The sequence below is a fragment of the Nocardioides fonticola genome (genome assembly GCF_039536805.1).
Lineage (GTDB): Bacteria > Actinomycetota > Actinomycetes > Propionibacteriales > Nocardioidaceae > Nocardioides > Nocardioides fonticola.
On record NZ_BAAAZH010000011.1, the window covers coordinates 67,684 to 83,993 of the forward strand.

General features: G+C 73.6%; 17 protein-coding genes and 3 tRNA genes. 8 read left to right on the forward strand and 12 right to left on the reverse strand.

Annotated features, from left to right (window positions below; translation table 11 throughout):
• The 3 genes from ABD671_RS07080 to mobA form a co-directional block, all read right to left on the reverse strand.
• Positions 1-463 (reverse strand): alcohol dehydrogenase catalytic domain-containing protein (locus tag ABD671_RS07080; RefSeq protein ID WP_344732586.1); only part of this gene is annotated, 463 nt, incomplete at its 3' end.
• A gap of 43 nt (positions 464-506) precedes the next feature.
• Entirely contained in the window at positions 507-845 is a 339-nt protein-coding gene (locus ABD671_RS07085; protein ID WP_344732587.1) for a DUF6457 domain-containing protein, read from the reverse strand.
• Between the two features lie 56 nt (positions 846-901).
• Positions 902-1,519, reverse strand: coding sequence for a molybdenum cofactor guanylyltransferase (gene mobA, locus ABD671_RS07090; RefSeq protein ID WP_344732588.1), 618 nt, complete (start codon positions 1,517-1,519; stop codon positions 902-904).
• A gap of 52 nt (positions 1,520-1,571) precedes the next feature.
• On the opposite strand from mobA, the gene ABD671_RS07095 reads away from it, so the two are divergent.
• From ABD671_RS07095 to ABD671_RS07105, 3 genes are all read left to right on the forward strand, one after another.
• Positions 1,572-2,366 carry a carbon-nitrogen hydrolase family protein gene (locus ABD671_RS07095; protein ID WP_344732589.1) on the forward strand — a complete coding sequence of 265 codons (795 nt, stop codon included), beginning with the start codon at positions 1,572-1,574 and terminating at the stop codon, positions 2,364-2,366.
• A gap of 11 nt (positions 2,367-2,377) precedes the next feature.
• A complete protein-coding gene (locus ABD671_RS07100) occupies positions 2,378-3,355 on the forward strand; it encodes a hypothetical protein (protein WP_344732590.1) in 978 nt (325 codons plus the stop codon).
• 63 nt (positions 3,356-3,418) lie between these two features.
• Positions 3,419-3,652, forward strand: a complete 234-nt coding sequence (locus ABD671_RS07105) for a biotin/lipoyl-binding carrier protein (RefSeq protein WP_344732591.1) — start codon at positions 3,419-3,421, stop codon at positions 3,650-3,652.
• On the opposite strand, the gene ABD671_RS07110 is transcribed toward ABD671_RS07105, so the two are convergent.
• The 3 genes from ABD671_RS07110 to ABD671_RS07120 form a co-directional block, all read right to left on the reverse strand.
• A complete protein-coding gene (locus ABD671_RS07110; RefSeq protein WP_344732592.1) occupies positions 3,639-4,910 on the reverse strand; it encodes a beta-propeller fold lactonase family protein in 1,272 nt (423 codons plus the stop codon). The two genes, ABD671_RS07105 and ABD671_RS07110, sit on opposite strands and share 14 nt — an antisense overlap.
• A gap of 124 nt (positions 4,911-5,034) precedes the next feature.
• A tRNA-Ser gene (locus tag ABD671_RS07115) sits at positions 5,035-5,122 on the reverse strand.
• A 63-nt stretch (positions 5,123-5,185) separates the two neighbouring features.
• The gene (locus tag ABD671_RS07120; RefSeq protein WP_344732593.1) at positions 5,186-5,596 is read right to left on the reverse strand and encodes a hypothetical protein; all 411 of its coding nucleotides are present in this window, start codon (positions 5,594-5,596) and stop codon (positions 5,186-5,188) included.
• Positions 5,597-5,688: 92 nt separating this feature from the next.
• On the opposite strand from ABD671_RS07120, the gene ABD671_RS07125 reads away from it, so the two are divergent.
• From ABD671_RS07125 to ABD671_RS07135, 3 genes are all read left to right on the forward strand, one after another.
• Positions 5,689-6,168 (forward strand): hypothetical protein, encoded by a 480-nt coding sequence (locus ABD671_RS07125; protein WP_344732594.1) that lies wholly within the window; start codon positions 5,689-5,691, stop codon positions 6,166-6,168.
• A 76-nt stretch (positions 6,169-6,244) separates the two neighbouring features.
• Positions 6,245-6,334: transfer RNA gene (locus ABD671_RS07130), tRNA-Ser, on the forward strand.
• A gap of 210 nt (positions 6,335-6,544) precedes the next feature.
• Positions 6,545-6,673 carry a hypothetical protein gene (locus ABD671_RS07135; protein WP_344732595.1) on the forward strand — a complete coding sequence of 43 codons (129 nt, stop codon included), beginning with the start codon at positions 6,545-6,547 and terminating at the stop codon, positions 6,671-6,673.
• Positions 6,674-6,722: 49 nt separating this feature from the next.
• On the opposite strand, the gene ABD671_RS07140 is transcribed toward ABD671_RS07135, so the two are convergent.
• Together ABD671_RS07140 and ABD671_RS07145 are read right to left on the reverse strand one after the other, a co-directional pair.
• Positions 6,723-7,748, reverse strand: a complete 1,026-nt coding sequence (locus ABD671_RS07140; protein ID WP_344732596.1) for a LuxR family transcriptional regulator — start codon at positions 7,746-7,748, stop codon at positions 6,723-6,725.
• Between the two features lie 136 nt (positions 7,749-7,884).
• The gene (locus ABD671_RS07145; RefSeq protein WP_344732597.1) at positions 7,885-9,702 is read right to left on the reverse strand and encodes a phosphoenolpyruvate carboxykinase (GTP); all 1,818 of its coding nucleotides are present in this window, start codon (positions 9,700-9,702) and stop codon (positions 7,885-7,887) included.
• A 390-nt stretch (positions 9,703-10,092) separates the two neighbouring features.
• Between ABD671_RS07145 and ABD671_RS07150 the strand changes: the two genes are divergently transcribed.
• Positions 10,093-10,165: transfer RNA gene (locus tag ABD671_RS07150), tRNA-Arg, on the forward strand.
• Between the two features lie 66 nt (positions 10,166-10,231).
• Here ABD671_RS07150 and ABD671_RS07155 read toward each other — a convergent pair.
• The 4 genes from ABD671_RS07155 to ABD671_RS07170 are packed head-to-tail and all read right to left on the reverse strand — an operon-like array spanning position 10,232 to position 15,006.
• Positions 10,232-11,209 (reverse strand): AraC family transcriptional regulator, encoded by a 978-nt coding sequence (locus ABD671_RS07155; protein WP_344732598.1) that lies wholly within the window; start codon positions 11,207-11,209, stop codon positions 10,232-10,234.
• Positions 11,210-11,228: 19 nt separating this feature from the next.
• Complete coding sequence (locus tag ABD671_RS07160; protein WP_344732599.1) at positions 11,229-12,122, reverse strand: dioxygenase family protein; 894 nt, start codon at positions 12,120-12,122, stop codon at positions 11,229-11,231.
• On the reverse strand, positions 12,119-13,201 hold the full coding sequence (locus tag ABD671_RS07165; RefSeq protein WP_344732600.1) for a maleylacetate reductase: 1,083 nt from the start codon (positions 13,199-13,201) through the stop codon (positions 12,119-12,121). Before ABD671_RS07165 ends, ABD671_RS07160 begins: the two co-directional genes overlap by 4 nt.
• 8 nt (positions 13,202-13,209) lie before the next feature.
• Positions 13,210-15,006 (reverse strand): FAD-dependent oxidoreductase, encoded by a 1,797-nt coding sequence (locus tag ABD671_RS07170; RefSeq protein WP_344732601.1) that lies wholly within the window; start codon positions 15,004-15,006, stop codon positions 13,210-13,212.
• A 342-nt stretch (positions 15,007-15,348) separates the two neighbouring features.
• Between ABD671_RS07170 and ABD671_RS07175 the strand changes: the two genes are divergently transcribed.
• Positions 15,349-16,305 (forward strand): esterase/lipase family protein, encoded by a 957-nt coding sequence (locus ABD671_RS07175; RefSeq protein ID WP_344732602.1) that lies wholly within the window; start codon positions 15,349-15,351, stop codon positions 16,303-16,305.
• Positions 16,306-16,310 lie beyond the last annotated feature (5 nt).

The following is a 16,310-nucleotide window of genomic DNA, read 5'->3' on the forward strand; positions in this document are numbered from 1 at the left end:
AGGTGCCGATGCCGCCGGCGCCGCCGTGCACGAGCAGCGTCTCGCCCGGCTGGAGCCCCGCGATCATGAAGACGTTGGACCACACCGTGGCCGCGACCTCGGGCAGCGCGGCGGCCGTGACGACGTCGACGCCGTCCGGCAGCGGCATGACCTGCCCGGCGGGGACGGCGACCAGCTCGGCGTAGCCGCCGCCGGCCAGCAGACAGCACACCTCGTCGCCGACCTCCCAGCCGGTGACGCCCTCGCCGAGGGCCTCGATCGTGCCGCTGCACTCCATGCCGATGATCTCCGAGGCCCCGGGCGGCGGCGGGTAGAAGCCCATTCGCTGCAGCAGGTCGGCGCGGTTCAGACCGGCCGCGGCCACCCGCACCAGCACCTCACCGGGCCCGGCCTGGGGGTCGGCGACCTCGCCGACGGAGAGGACCTCGGGACCACCGGTCCCCGACGCGATCACGGCACGCATGCGGCCAGGCTAGACCCGGCGCGATGGCCGCCCCGGCCTCGGGTCAGAGGTCGCCCTCGTCGCCGGTGTGATCGATGGTCGCGTCGTCGGGGACGTCGTCCTCCAGGCCCGCGCCCGCCACCTCGGGGTCGGGTGCCCCGGCCGGACGGTCCCAGTTCTCGGCGAGCCGCTGGGCGCGGGCCGCGAGCCGCTCGACCTGCTCGGCGTCGAGGTCGTCGAGGCGACCGGCGGCCAGGCCGAGCACGAAGGCGGTGATGGGCGCCGCGGGCCGGGCCACGTTGTGGGCGGCCACCCGCGCCAGGTCGAGGATGAGGCCCTCGTCGATCTCGGCGTCCACGTCGAGGACGTCGCACAGTTCGTCGATCCAGTCGTGGAGGTTCACAGGCCACAGCCTCGCCACGGCGGGCGTCCCGGCGCAAGAGCGCCGCCGACGACGGCTCAGCCCTCGGCGCGCTCGCGCAGGTCGCGTAGGTCGCGCCAGGTGTCGATGTCGCGGTGCTCCTCGCCCCGCGCCGGCACCGCGGCGAGGTCGAGCGGGCGCAGCAGGTCGCGCAGCGCCATGCCGTGCTGCGCCTCGCGGCTGGGCCGGACGGCGGCCAGCCGGGCCGGGTCCAGCACCATCGCCAACGCCCCGCGGCCGTCGGGGTCGACGAGCCGGGCGCCGTCGCGGGGTCGGTCGCCGCCGATGTCGGCGGCCTCGTGGAGACGCCGGAACGTCTCGGCGTCGACCCGCGGCATGTCGACCGCGAGCACGCCGAGGGTGCGGGGCCGGCGCAAAAGCGCATCGACCCCGGTGAGCAGGGCCGCGACCGGTCCGCCGTGGCGCGGGTCCTCGCGGACGAAGGTCACCGGCCGCTCGGTCGGCACCTGGTCGCCGACCACCACGACCTCCGCGGCGTCGATGAGGGCGTCGAGCGCGTGCTCGAGCAGGGTGCGGCCCTCCAGCTCGACGCCGGCCTTGTCGACGCCGTCGAGCCGCGAGCCGCGGCCCCCGGCGAGCAGCACGGCGCAGAACCCGCCCGGGATCGGGTCGGGTGCGTTCGCCCAGCTCGTCACGGCACCGATTCTGGCCCACCCCGGTGCCGCGCCGATCGCCTACCCTGACGCCATGCCCGCCGACCCCGTCCCCACCGGCCTGCGGGTCGCCGCCGTCCAGGTGGCCGCCGACCTCGACCCGGAGGTCAACCGGCGTCGCCTCGCCGAGCTGGTGCCCGCCGACACCGACCTCGTCGTGCTGCCCGAGGCCTTCGCCCGCGACTTCGGCGAGGCCGGCTCCGACGTCAGCCCGTTCGCCGAGCCCCTCGACGGCCCCTTCGCGCGGGAGGCGGCGCGCATCGCCGGCGACCGCGGGACGACGGTGGTGGCGGGCATGTTCGAGACCGGGCCCGACGCCGCACGCCCCTACAACACCCTGGTCGTGCGCGGTGCCGCGCAGGCCGACTACCGCAAGATCCACCTCTACGACTCCTTCGGCTACCGCGAGTCCGACCGGCTCTGCGCACCCGCGCCGGCCGTCGCGGTCGTCGACGTCGCCGGAGCGTCGGCGACGCTGCGGGTCGGCGTCATGACCTGCTACGACCTGCGCTTCCCCGAGCTCGCCCGGCTGCTCGTCGACGAGGGTGCCGAGGTGCTCGTCGTGCCGGCCGCGTGGGTGGCGGGGCCGCGCAAGGTCGACCACTGGCGCACCCTCGTACGGGCGCGGGCCATCGAGAACACCGTCTTCGTCGTCGCGGTCGGCCAGCCCGGCCCTCGCTACAGCGGCCATTCGCTCGTCGTCGACCCGATGGGGGAGGTGCTCGCCGAGGCCGCCGACGGCGAGGTCACGCTGCACGCCGTCCTCGACCCTGCGGTGCTCGCCGAGGCGCGGCGCACCAATCCGTCGCTGGCCAACCGTCGCCTGTAGCCTCCTGCGACGTGCCCCGCTCCTTCCCGCTGCCGTCCCCGGTCGCGGTCGGGACCCTGCTCGCCGTCGGGGCCGCGCTGCTCGCCTGCGGCGCCGTGCCGGTCGGCCCCGAGCTCCTCGGGGGCCTCGGGTCTCTCGTCGTCACCACCACGTTCACGTGGGTGCTCGCCGCCCGCACCGGCGGCCGCCCGATCGTCTTCAGCGTCCTCGCCCTCGGCATGGGCGCGGCCGTGCTGCTGCTCGACCGCTCGTGGCTCGACACCGGTGCCGCCGTGCTCACCTGCACCCAGGCCGCCGTCCTGGCCGTCATGACGACGGTGCCCGCGCCGCGGTTCGTCGAGGCCGCGCGCGAGTGCGCGCTGGCCATGGTGACCGCCGGGCTGGGCGCGGTCGCCGCCGTCGGGTGGCAGCCGGTCGTCAGCCAGGTGCGGGTCGAGTACGCCGTCCTGGTGCTCGCGCTGGTCGGCGCGTTCCTGCTCGTCTACCGGCTCGGCGCCGGTCTGCACGGTCTCGGACGCCGCGGTCTGGTCGCGGTCGCCGCCGGCGCCGTCGTCCTGGTGGTCACCGTCGCCTACGCCGAACTGCTGCGCCGCTACGGTCCCGACGGGTTGGTCGAGCAGTTGCGCGAGGTGGCCGACGACAGCCGCGACCACCTCGGCGCCTTCCCGCGGCCGCTCCAGGCGGTCCTCGGCGTCCCGGCGCTGGCCTGGGGCTGCCACATGCGGGCCCGTCGGCGGCAGGGCTGGTGGGTCTCCGCGTTCGGCGTCGCGGCCACCGCCCCGGTCGCCACCCTCCTGATGGACCCGGCCGTCGGACTCGGCGAGGCCGCGCTGTCGGCCCTCTACGGCCTCGCCATCGGTCTCATGCTCGGCTACGTCGTCATCCGCGTCGACCTCGCGCTCACCGGCTCGCGCGGACGCCGGGCGCGCCGCGCAGAGGAGGAGCGTGCCCTGCGGCCCGAACCGGCCCGCACCAGCCCGCTGTTCTGACCCTCGTGCGGCCCGCTCGGTGACGACGCCGACGTACGCGCGGGTAACGACTACGGTCGAAACGTGGCACGCACCCAGGAGCACGAGATCGTGGCGGAGATGGTCGCCAACGTCATGTCCGTCGCCGTCGAGGTCGGCGAAGCGGTCGCCGTCGGCGACACCGTGGTGCTGCTGGAGTCGATGAAGATGGAGATCCCGGTGCTCGCCGAGGCGCCGGGCACCGTGCAGGCCGTCAAGGTCGCGCCCGGCGACGTCGTCCAGGAGGGCGACGTGCTGGTGGTGCTCAGCGCACCGTGAACGTCGTCCGCGCCACCGGGCCCTTGCCCGTGGCGTTCTGCGCCCGCACCGCCAGGGCGTAGGTGCCGGCCTTCAGCTTCACGGTGTCGAGGCTGAGGCGGGTCTTCGTCGTCCGCGCCTGCACGACCGCCTTGCTGCCCCGGGAGACCGTGAGCAGGTAGCGCGTCGGCTCACCGCCGGTCGAGGGAGCAGCCCAGCTGACGGTGCGCTTGCGCGCGGTCTCGGAGCCGGCCACCTCGAGCTTGCGCACCTTCCCGGGCAGCAGCGGGATGAGCGGCGCGAAGGTCAGCAGGCGCCCGGAGCCGCCGTTGCAGGAGACGACGACCCGCCGATCCGGCAGCACGGCGACGCCCGAGGGGGAGTCCAGGTCGGTGTTCCCGCCCGTGAGCCGCAGGAGGGGGGCGACGTCGCCGTCGGCGTCGGGTGCGAAGACCGTGATGCGGTGCGGGCCGGCGAAACCGTCGGAGTCGGCGACGTAGAGGTCGCCGGCCGAGTCCAGGGCCAGCGACCAGGGGTAGACGAGACCCGCCGTCGTCCCACCGATCGTGCCGATCGGGGTGGCGTTCCCGGTGGCCCCCGAGGCGTAGTGCGTGATCGTGCCGGCGCCGCCCGCGCCGTTGCCGACGAGCAGGCTGCCGTCCGGCTTGATCAGCACGGACTCGGGGTCGGCGAGGCCGGTGTTCGCTCCGGAGATCTGCCGCAGCGGCAGGCTGTTGCCGCTGACCCCGGGGGCATAGACGGTGACCGAGTCGGCGCTCCGGTTGGCCACGTAGAGCCGGCCGGTGCTGTCGAGGGCGAGCCCGGTCGGCCACGACAGCCCGGTGTTCGCGCCGGACAGCACGCTGGTGGGCGCGACGTTCCCGGTCGCGCCGGGCGCGAAGACCAGCACGCTGCTGCCGGCCGCGGAGATCTGACCGACGTAGAGGGTGCCGTCGGGGCCCGCCGTCACCGAGCGCGGGCTGTCCAGGCCGGTGGCGGCCCCCGCGATCACCCGGGACGGCGCCACGTTGCCGCTGGCGTCGCTCGCGAAGACCTGCACCTCGTCGATCTGGGCGTCGACGACGACCCGCTCGCCGGAGGGCAGGACGACGAGGTCGGCCGACCCCACCAACCGGGTCTGGGCCCCGCTGATGTACCCGATCGGCGACGCGTCGACGGTCGCGGTCGCGGCCTGTGCGGGCACCGGTGCACCGACCAGACCGAGCGCGAGAGCGCCGACGAGGCCGATGACGGCAGGACGGATCGATGTGAGACGCATGCTTCCCCTCCCCAGGATGGCTGCGGCGACGCTAGTCGGATCGCGGTGGCCGCTGCCCGATGGTCTAGAGGGGCGGATGTCCCGTATGCCGTCCCACGGTCGGGCGCGCCAGGCGGCGCGGATCTGGCAGAGGGGGCGGGATTCGAACCCGCGGTAGGTCTCCCTACGACCGCTTTCAAGGCGGTTCCGATCGGCCACTCCGGCACCCCTCCGAGCCGCTCCGAGGAGCGGTCGCGGGTCAGTCTAGGGGGCCGTCGTGGCGCGGCCCCGCCCGATCACTCCGAGCCGCCGAGCTCCATCTCCACCTCGTCGTAGGCCAGGTCGCGGCGGCGCTGGGCGTGGTGGTCGAGGTCGGTGGCGAGGCGGGCGAGGTCGCGGCGCAACGGCTCGGCGTCGGCGTCCTCGAGCAGCCGTCGGGCCAGCCGGCCGACGTCGCGCAGGAGCGGGTGGCGGCTGCGGTCGGCCCGGACGGTGCGTGCGGCGAGGGCGGCGTCCTGGCTCGCCGCGCCCTCGGCCACCAGGGCGTCGCGGACGGCGCCGAGGTGGCGTCGCATCCGCCAGCGCCAGGGCGCATCGACGACGGCGTCCGGCCGCAGATCCTCGCGCAGCGCCGCGACGCTCTCGGCGAGGCCGGATGCCGGTCGCGTGGATGGAACGGACGTCGTGCTGCTCGCCGGATCGCCCACGGCGATCCCCCCTCCCGGTCGGCGTCGTGCGGACCTTCGACTATGGCCCCCCGACCCGGGCGGCGTCCAGGTGCGCTTGGGATGATGCGGGCATGGCCTCACGCCCGTCCGATCCGCTGCCCACCCCCTTCGACTACCGGCTCAACCCGGCCTTCGGCGTCCGCTTCTTCGGGGCCGCGCTCGTGGCGCTGGCGCTGGTGATGTTCGCGGCCACCGCGATCGTGGCGATCGCCGGGTGGAACGCCGACCTGCTGGTCGTGGTGCTCGTGCTCGGACTGGCCGCCGTCTTCACCTTCGGCTGGTGGCTGCGCAACCGCGCGACCGTGCTGCACGTCGACGCCGAGGGCTACCGCGTGCGCCTCGTGCGCGGCGCCGGCGTCGCCGCGGCGTCCTGGACCGAGGTCGAGGACGCCGCCACCGCCTCGCCGCACGGCATCCCGGTCGTCGTCCTGCAGTTGACCGGCGGGCGCACCACCTCGATCCCGGTGCAGGCGCTGGCCATCGATCGCGAGGAGTTCGTGCGCGAGCTCCAGCGTCGCCTCCGCGACGGCCAGGGGCTGCGGCCGCTCTGAGCGCCGACCCGTCGACGGCAGGGCCGGGCGATTGGTCGTCGGCGGCGACGGGCCTGTAGCCTGTCGCCGCTGTGAGGGAGGCGTCGCCTAGTCCGGTCTATGGCGCCCGCCTGCTAAGCGGGTTGAGGTCAAAAGCCTCTCGCGGGTTCAAATCCCGCCGCCTCCGCAGTCCCGATCCCGCCCGGTCCTCCGGGCGGGATCGCTGCGTTTCCGGGGTCCTCCCGCGCGGCCGGACGACGTCGTCCCTGCAGGTTCTCGCAGCGCAGGGAAATGAGGCGGGTTTCATGCAACCGATCGCCGGGGAAGAACCGAGACTGCTCCCACCTCGCATCGATCCGGCCGTGATCCGGCCACCACAGAAGGCGGCACCCAGCCCATGAAGAACCTCCGTCGCGTCGGCCTCATCCTCGCCACCACCGCGATCTCGCTCGGATTCGTCTCCGTCTCAGCGCCCGCCCAGGCCGACACCAGTTGGGGCTGCCCCTCCTGCCGCCCGTCGCGGTGACCGCGGGGCGCACCTCGCGCCCCGGCCACCTGCCGCAGCCTCAGCAGCCTCAGACCTCGCCGACCCCCTCCCCGGGGTCGGCGTCGTCGTTCTCGTGGCCGGTCAGGCCCAGCCGGCCCATCTGGTAGCCGAGCTGGAAGCGGGTCTCGGCCTCGTACTCGGCCTTCAGGTCGGCCACGTAGCCCGCGTAGGTGCGCGGGCTGACGCCGAGGCGCTTGGCGCTGACGGGGTCGGCGTGGCCCTCGATGAGCATGCGGATCGTCATCGCGCGCTGCTCGGCGGCGATGCCCCGCAGGGTGGCGGTCTCCTTGTTCGCGAAGGGCCGCCCGCGCTCCCAGGCCCGTTCGAACACGTCGACGAGGTAGGCCACGACCGCCGGCTCGCGCACGGCCACCGCGATGCTGTTGTCCTCGCTGCCCGGGATGATCGCGATCCGGCGGTCGAGGATGATCATCCGGTTGAAGAACTCATCGAGCGTGCGCACCTCGGCACCGCGGGCCGTCACCGCCTCGACGTACTTGTGGGTGATCGCGCTGCGGCGGGCGCTGTGCTGGTAGAGGGTGCGCATCGCGACCCCGCGCTCCAGCGCGGCGGTGTCGCGCAGGGCCGCCGTCGCCAGCGCCCGGGCGTCGCGGCCGATCTGCGGCTGGGCGGTGAGGATCTCGGTCTCGACGTCGTTGACGACCCCGGTCAGGTAGGGGCCGATAGCGCTGCCCCGCAGATAGGTGACCGGACCCCGGCCGGCGCTGGAGGGGCCGCGGCGCCAGGCCTGGCCGAAGCCGGCGAAGGCGCGTGACCACTGCGTCGACTCCTCGAGCAGCCGGTGCGCCTCCTGGCTCAGCGGGGTGACGACCTGGCCCTGCACCGTGGCGGGGTCCTCGGGCACCCAGCCCTCGCCGTCCAGGGCGCGCTGGACGAGGCCGAGCTCGACGAGCAGGTCGAAGGCGGGCCGCAGGGGCGCGTCCGCGGCGATGCGCGGGTCGTCGTCCTCGAGCACGCCGGCGGTGACCAGCGCGTCGTAGAACTCCAGGCACTGCGTCTCCAGCAGGGCCCGCTTCTCGGGTCCGTAGGCCACCTCGCGCTCCTCCTCCTGGGATCGTGCTCGCACCTCGCCTCGGGCATCCAAGCACACGGGTCGGCGCCCCACCCCCGGGATGCGCACGGGGCCCCGCCGCCGTAGCGACAGGGCCCCGTGGGTGGGACGCGGTGGGTCAGAGACCCAGGCGGGCCTTGAGACCGTCGAGCTCGGTCCACAGGACCGTCGGCAGGTCGTCGCCGAACTTCTCGAACCACTCCTGGATCTGCGGGATCTCGGCCTTCCACTCCTCGACGTCGACCGCCAGCGCGGCCTCGAGGGCCTCGGGGGTCATGTCGAGACCGTCGACGTCGAGCGAGCCCGGCGCCGGCACGTGGCCGATCGGGGTCTCGACCGCGGCGGCCTGGCCGTCGATGCGCTCGACGACCCACTTGAGCACGCGGCTGTTCTCGCCGAAGCCCGGCCACAGGAAGCCGCCGTCCTCGTCGCGGCGGAACCAGTTGACGTAGAAGATGCGGGGCAGCTTCGCGGCGTCGTTGTCCTTGCCCATGTTGACCCAGTGGCCGAAGTAGTCGCCGGCGTTGTAGCCGATGAAGGGCAGCATCGCCATCGGGTCGCGGCGCACGACGCCGACCGCGCCGACCGCGGCCGCGGTGGTCTCCGAGGAGAGGGTCGCGCCGAGGAAGGTGCCGTGGGTCCAGTCACGGGCCTCGAAGACCAGCGGGATCGTGGTCTTGCGGCGACCGCCGAAGAGGATCGCGTCGATCGGGACGCCGCGCGGGTCGTCGTACTCGGGCGCGAGGATGTCGCACTGCTTGATCGGGGTGCAGTAGCGGCTGTTGGCGTGGCTGGAGAGCTCCTCGCTGTCCGGCGTCCAGGGCTCGCCCTTCCAGGACGTCGCCTGGGCCGGGGTGTTCTCCAGGCCCTCCCACCAGATGTCGCCCTCGGGGGTCAGCGCCACGTTGGTGAACACCGAGTTGCCCTTGTTGATGGTGCGCATCGCGTTGGGGTTGGTGTGCTCGTTGGTGCCCGGAGCCACGCCGAACAGGCCGTACTCGGGGTTGACCGCCCACAGGCGGCCGTCCTCGCCGACGCGCATCCAGGCGATGTCGTCGCCGAGGGTCTCGACCTTCCAGCCCGGGATGGTGGGGGCGAGCATCGCGAGGTTGGTCTTGCCGCAGGCGCTCGGGAACGCGGCGGCGATGTACTTCACCACGCCCTGGGGGCTGGTGAGCTTGAGGATCAGCATGTGCTCGGCGAGCCAGCCCTCGTCGCGGGCCATCACCGAGGCGATGCGCAGCGCGTAGCACTTCTTGCCGAGCAGGGCGTTGCCGCCGTAGCCGGAGCCGTAGGACCAGATCGCGCGCTCCTCGGGGAACTGCACGATGTACTTGGTGTCGTTGCACGGCCACGCGACATCGGCCTGGCCCTCGGCGAGCGGGTGGCCGACCGAGTGCAGCGCCTGCACGAAGGGGGCGTTCAGCTCGGTCATGCGCTCGAGCACGTGCGAGCCCATGCGGGCCATGACGCGCATGGACGCCGTCACGTAGGCGGAGTCGGTGAGCTCGACACCGAACATCGGGTGCTCGGCCTCGAGGTGGCCCATCACGAAGGGGATGACGTACATGGTGCGCCCGCGCATGCAGCCGTCGTAGAGACCTCGCATGAGGTCCTTCATCTGCGAGGGCTCCATCCAGTTGTTGGTGGGGCCGGCGTCGCGCTCGTTCACCGAGCAGATGTAGGTGCGGTCCTCGACGCGGGCGACGTCGATCGGGTCGCTGGCGGCGTAGAAGGAGTTCGGCTTGATGGCCGGGTTCAACCGCGTGAAGGTGCCGGTGCCGACCAGAGCGTCGGTCAGCTCGATCCACTCCTCGTCGGAGCCGGTGCACCAGTGGATGCGGTCGGGCTTCATCAACTCGGCCGCCTCGCGGACGAAGTCGAGGATGCCCTGGTGGGTGGTGGGGGCGTCGGTGAGTGCCTCGGTGGCGGTCATCTGCCTGGTTTCCCTCGTGAGCTTCGCGGTGGACGCCCCAGCTGGGGTAAGGCGCCTCCGGCCGTCGAACGGGTCGACGGAGTCTGGAGTTGGGGTGTTCATCGCACGGCGTCGTTGTCGGCGAAACGGCCGGGGCGGTGCGTGTGACGACGGGGGGTCGGGACACTCCGCCACGGTCGGTTCGGTGAATGTACCCCCGTGGTTTCGGGGCGTCCTATTGGATCGTTCAACGGTCTGTGGCCGGGCTCACATCCAGATATCGGACACGCGTGTCGCGCTCATGTGACGCGCGCCGCTCGCCGCACGCCTGCCGTCACCCCGCGGCGTCCGGATTCGGCATCGCCGGACCTCTCCGCTATCCTCGACCAGTCGTCGCTTCGGCCACGACGGGCGCCCGTAGCTCAACGGATAGAGCATCTGACTACGGATCAGAAGGTTTGGGGTTCGAATCCCTACGGGCGCGCAAGAGAAGCCCCCGCTGTCGGTGACATCGGGGGCTTCGTCGTTCTTTCCTCCGGTCGGGCGCCACTCAGTCCGGCCTGAGAGACGCCAGCGCTGCGCGGCGCACCTCACCGGCGCTCACGCCGAAGCGGGAGCGGAAGGCCTGGGAGAACCAGGCGGTGGACGTGAAGCCGCAGCGCATCGCCACGTCGACGGTGCGCTGAGCCGGTTCGATGGTGTCGCGCAGCAGCGCGTGGGCGCGGTCGAGGCGCCGGGCGAGGATGTGGCGCGGCAGCGAGGTGCCGGCGTCGGCGAAGACGCGGGAGAGCTGACGTTCCGAGACGCCGCAGGCTGCAGCGACCGCCGGGGCGCCGAGCGACGGATCGGCCAGATGGTCGTCGATGAAGGCGCGGGCGGCGGCCCGGTGCGCTGCCGGAGCACCGAGATCGCCCCGGGTCGCCAGCAGGGCCACCAGTTCGAGCACCGCCGTCTCGTCGGCGGGCAGCGCGCGGTTCGCGTCGACGCTGAGGGCACGGGCCACCGCGCGCAGCAGCCGGACGCCGTGAGGGTCGGCCCGCTCGCCGGCGGCGTCGATCACGACCGGCTCGGCGAGCAGCGGGTCGAGGGCGGTGGCGCCGTCGCTCCCGAGCAGGGGAGCGAGGGCGGCCTTCGGCACCCGGACGGCGAACTCGTGCAGCCCGTGGCCGAACCCGCGCGCCAGCGGGCGATCGACGTCGCAGACCAGGAGCTGGCCGGGGCGCACCAGGCGGCGTCCGGCCGCGGTGTCGACCACCGCCTCGCCCTGCAGCGCCGCGTAGACGGCGACCGCGTCGGCGGGTGGGGTCTCCGCGCTCCGCTCGACGCCGTGGGCGGTGCCGCGCACGGATGCGAGACGCACCCCGCCGGCCTCCACCGTGACCTCCCGCGCCCGGAACGGCCGCCCCTCCCCGACCCGGCACCGCAGCTCGATCAGGGCTTCGCGGTTGTGCCGCTCCCAGGCATCGACCAGCTCGGCGCCGGCCCGTCCGTGCACCTCGAACGCACGAGGACGAGCGGGGGCCTCCATGCGGCCATCGTGACACGCGTCACAAGCGACCCGGTGCCAGGACGACGTCGAACCGGGTGCGGCTCCACGTGCCCTCGATCGTGCGGCCGTCGGGGGTCGGGGTGCCGGCCGGCTGCCGCTCGAACCGCTTGACCAGCGAGTCCTTGACGCCGAAGACGCTGTCGGCGTCGAGGAGCGGATCGCCCTCCACGAAGATGTGGGTGACCAGCGTGCGGCACCCCGGGTGGGAGACCAGGAAGTGCAGGTGGCTGGCGCGCATCGGCGAGCGTCCGACGGCGTCGAGCATGCGACCCACCGGCCCGTCGTCGGGGATCGGGTACGGCGTGGGCGTGATGCCCCAGAACCGGTAGCCGCCGTCGTCGTCGGTGCGCAGGTGGGCGCGGGCGGCGGTGCGGCCGTCGTCGTACTGCACGTCGTAGCGCCCGTCCTCGTCGGCCTCCCACACCTCGAGCAGCGCACCGGCGAGGGGGCGGCCCTCGTGGTCGCGCACGGTGCCCTCGACCCAGCAGGGTTCGCCGGTGGCCCCGAACGCCATGTCGCCGCCGAGCTCGATCTCGGGGGAGCCCTCCACGAAGAACGGCCCGAAGACGGTGGCCTCGGTGGCCTCGCCGTAGGCCTCGTTGTTGACCGCGATGGTCTGCATCGAGGCGCCGAGCACGTCGGAGAGCAGGATGAACTCCTGGCGCTGGTCGTCGGTGATGTGGCCGGCGGCGGTGAGGAAGGCGATCGCCTCGCCCCACTCCTCCTCGGTGAGCCGGGTCTCGCGGATGAAGGCGTGCACGTGGCGCACGAGCCCGGTCATCAGCTCCTTCAGGCGCGGATCGGGACAGGCGTCGAAGGAGGACACGACGCGCTCGACGAGCTCCTCCTCGCGCTGCTGCTGGGCGGGTGAGACCTCCGGGTGCTCGCTCATCGGGGTTCGCTTCCTTCCCAGGCCGCCCGGAGGAGGGCGGCGATGCGGTCGGCGTCGACAGGGACGGGGTTGTGCGGCGGCACGGCCGCCAGGATCGGCTCGACGGCCTCGGCGATGCCGTCCTCGGGCATGCCGAGGTCGCGCAGCGACCGTGGCGCCGCGAGGGTGCGGTACAGATCGGCGAGCCCGTGGACGGCGTCGGGTGTCCCGAGTGCCTCGGCGATGCGCCGCCGGGCCTCGGGGGCCGCGGGCGCGTTGAGGGCGAGCACGTGCGGGAGCACGACGGCGTGGGTGGGCGCATGGGGCAGGGCGAACCGGCCGCCGAGCACATGGCAGATCTTGTGGTGCAGCCCCGAGCCGGCCGACGCGAAGGCCACCGCGGCGAGGTGGGCGCCGTAGAGGGTCTGCTCATGACCGGCGAGCCCGCTGGGCGCGGTCACGATCGCGCGCAGGCCCGCGGCGAGGGCCCGGATGCCCTCGCCGGCCAGCACCCGGTCGATGGGGTCGGCACGCGGCCCCCACATCGCGTCGATGCAGTGCGCCAGGGCGTTGAGGCCGCTTGCGACGGCCAGCTCCGGCGGCAGTGTCGTGAGGAGGGTGGCGTCGTAGACCACCGAGCGGGGCAGCACCCGCGCATCGACGCCGGTGGTCTTCGTGACGCCCTCGGTGAGGCCCCACACGTCGGTGGCCTCGGAGCCCGCGTAGGTCGTCGGCACCGCCACGATCGGCAGGCCGGTCGTGAGCGCCACCGCCTTGGCCAACCCGGTGGTCGAGCCGCCGCCGACGCTCACCACCGCATCGACCGCGCCGTCCGCCGCCGCCCGCCGGGCCCGTTCGGCCACCTCCACCGGCACGTGCATGACGACGTCGTCGTGCCGCACCGCGGTCGGCACGCCGGCCGCGACGGCGTCGGCGATCGCGGCCTCGGAGGGCGCCGCGATCACCATGGCCCGCCGGACGCCGAGGCGCGCGGCCTCCTCGGCGCACGCAGCGGCCGCCTGGCCGGGTGCGAAGACGACGCGCTGGGCACGCGACTCGTGGAGGAACGCCAGCGCGCCTGCGCCAACGCCCGCGTTCACACCCGCGCTCATGCCCGGCCGAGCAGCCGGGTGAGGGCGTCGCGCAGAGCGGCCGCGGGGTCGTCGGGCAGGTTCGTCACCCGCCAGGCGATGTGCTTGTCGGGGCGCACCAGCAGGGCGCCCGACTCCTCCACCTCCCGCAGCTTCGCCCAGTCGAAGTACAGGTCGGTGACGGCGCGGCCCGGACCGATCACGACGGCCTCCAGGGGCACGCCCAGCTCGGCGGCGACCGTGGTGCTCGCCTGCTCCCAGGCCGATCCGGCGACGCCGGTGATCAGCGTCCAGCAGTGGTACGGGGCGAGGTCCATCATCGCCAGGCGGGTGGTCTGGTCGCCCACCCAGGCGTGCGGCAGATGGGCGCCGGGACTCGTCGAGACCGCGTGGAAGAGGTCGGGATCCTCCTTGCCCGGCGGCTGCACCGGCCGGGTGCCGTCGCCGATGATCGCGCAGGACTCGTAGAACTGGCCGAGCTCGACACCGTGGGCGTTGAACTCGTAGTTCTTGGTCTCCATCGCCTTCACCAGCGCCGCCCGCTTGGCCGCACCCGCCGGGGTGTCGGCCTTGCGCTCCTCGATGGCCGCCGCCATCGCCTCGCCGTCGAGCCCGACGACGCCGAGGGCCTCGAAGATGTCGGCGAACTCCCGGGCGGAGGTGTTGGCGCGGGTGACGATCCGCTCCGCCACCGGGGCCCGCTCCTCGGTGTAGCTCTCGAGCAGGCTCGGCGCGGCCTGGCCGCGCAGCACCGCGGCGATCTTCCAGGCCAGGTTGTAGGAGTCCTGCACGGAGGTGTTCGAGCCCAGGCCGTTGCTCGGCGGGTGACGGTGCACGGCGTCCCCGGCACAGAAGACCCGGCCACGCTGCAGCCGGGTCGCGTACATCTCGTTGACGCCCCACAGGCTGTAGCCGGTGATCTCCGGCTCCAGGTCGGGCATGCCCAGCAGGTCGCGCACGATCTTCGTGGCCGCCGCGTCGTCGAGCACGGGCGGTTCCTCGGCGATGTCGTAGCCCCACACGATCAGCCACTCGTCCCACGGCCGCACCATGCGCACCAGGCCGGTGCCGATGCCGCCGACGTTCGAACCCGGCTGGATCACCCAGTAGAGCACCGAGGGTCGGTGGTCGACGAGCGCGGAGATGTCGGCCTTGAAGGTGATGTTCATGGAGCCGGCGATGTCCATCGCGCCCTCGTAGGGCAGGTCGAGGTCGGCAGCCACCTGGGAGCGGGCACCGTCGGCGCCGATGAGGTACTTCGCGCGGATCGCGTACGCGTGCCCGGTCAGCCGGTCGCGCACCTGCACGGTGACGCCGTCGTCGTCCTGCTCGTGGCCGAGGTACTCGGTGGAGAAACGGGTCTGGGCGCCGCGCTCGGTGGCGTTGCGCACCAGGATCGGCTCGAGGTAGGTCTGCGGGATGTCGACGGTGAGGCACGGACTCGCCAGCTGGTAGTCGGCCTCCCGGTCGGGCCGGGTGCCCCACGTGCGGATGCGGCCGATCTCCTCCCCGGCGATGGAGGTGCAGAACACGGTGTCGCCCACCAGGTGGTGCGGGGTGGCGTCGGCGAGCACCTGCTCCTCGATGCCGAGGTCGCGGAAGATCTCCATGGCCCGCTGGTTGGTGATGTGGGCGCGCGGGGTGTTCGCCGTCCACCGGTACTTGGTGATCATGATCGTCGGCACCCCGAGCTCGGCCAGGAACAGCGCCGCGGAGGAGCCAGCTGGGCCCGAGCCGACGATCACGACGTCGGTCTCGACCGTCGTCCCGGTGGGCGGCACGGTCTCGGCGAGACCGTCGTCGAACGTGGCCATGGGCGGCGCCTCTCGATCGGGGTTCGGGCATCGAGTCTGGAAGCGCCGCGGGCCGCGGGTCGAGGGACGCCGTCCCCGATGGCGGAAATGCGAACGCGTGCCGAGGCGGGCCGCCGGAAGCCGGCCGGTGCATCATGGCGGGGAGGCTCGGCGACCCCGGATCGTTCGGCTCATCGGCCGGTGCTCCCCGTCGAGCGCCGCCGGTGGATGCGCGACGAGTTGGAGGTGCTCGCCCCGGACCACCCCTGGCTGACGCGCCTGGGGTGAGCGGCGACCGCGCGGCGGCGGTTCCGGTCCGAACCACGGTGCCACCGGACGCCGACCGGCGTAGCGTCCGGTGCTGTGAGAGCACTGCGGGTCCTCTTCGCCCTCGTCATCACCGCCTCCCTCGCGGTCTCGCTGCGGGTGCCCGCGGAGGCGGACGTCGTCGCCCCGACGCCGTCCTGGCTCAGCTGTCCCGATGCGGCGACGCTCAGCGCGGCCCGCGGCGTCGTCCTGCTGGTGCCGGGCACCGGGTCGCGTCCGGCCGAGTCGTTCGGCTGGGGCTACCAGCGGGCGCTGACCGCCGACGGGTTCGCCACCTGCACGGTCGCCCTGCCGCAGGACGGCCTCGGCAGCTTCACCGACGCCGCCGTGCGGGTGCGCTCCGCGATCGAGATGACGGCGGTGCTGGCCGGGCGGTCGATCTCGGTGGTCGGCCACAGCCAGGGTGGGGCGCTGCCGGTGTGGGACGTGAAGTTCTGGCCGCAGATCGCGCCGCTCGTCGACGACATCGTGAGCCTCTCCGGCCCCTTCGGCGGCACCCGGCTGGGCAATGAGCTGTGTCTGCTGCGGCGCTGCTCGGGCCTCGCTTGGCAGCTGCGGGTGGGGTCGCGCACGGTCAAGGCGTTGCGCACCGCCCCGCTCCCCACCGGGGACGACGCACCGGCCATCACCTCGTTGGCCGCCCCCTACGACGAGATCGTGCGGCCCCAGCCGGCCGCCAGCCAGCTCGACGGCGCGACGAACATCGTGCTCACCAAGGTATGCCCGCTCGACCCGTCCGAGCACGGCCTGATCCTCGGCGACCCCGTCGGTTACGCGCTCACCCTCGACGCGCTCACCCACGACGGGCCGGCCGATCCGACCCGGCTGCCGGCGGGCACCTGCCAGCAGGCGTTCATCCCGCACGGCGACCCGCTCGGCACGCTGGCGTTCGTGCGCAGCATCGCCCGCTTCGCCACCGGCCTCGCGAACCCGCTGCGGTGGGTCTCCCGCGAGCCCGCGCTGCCGGCGTACGCCGAGCCGTACGCCGGCTGATCGCG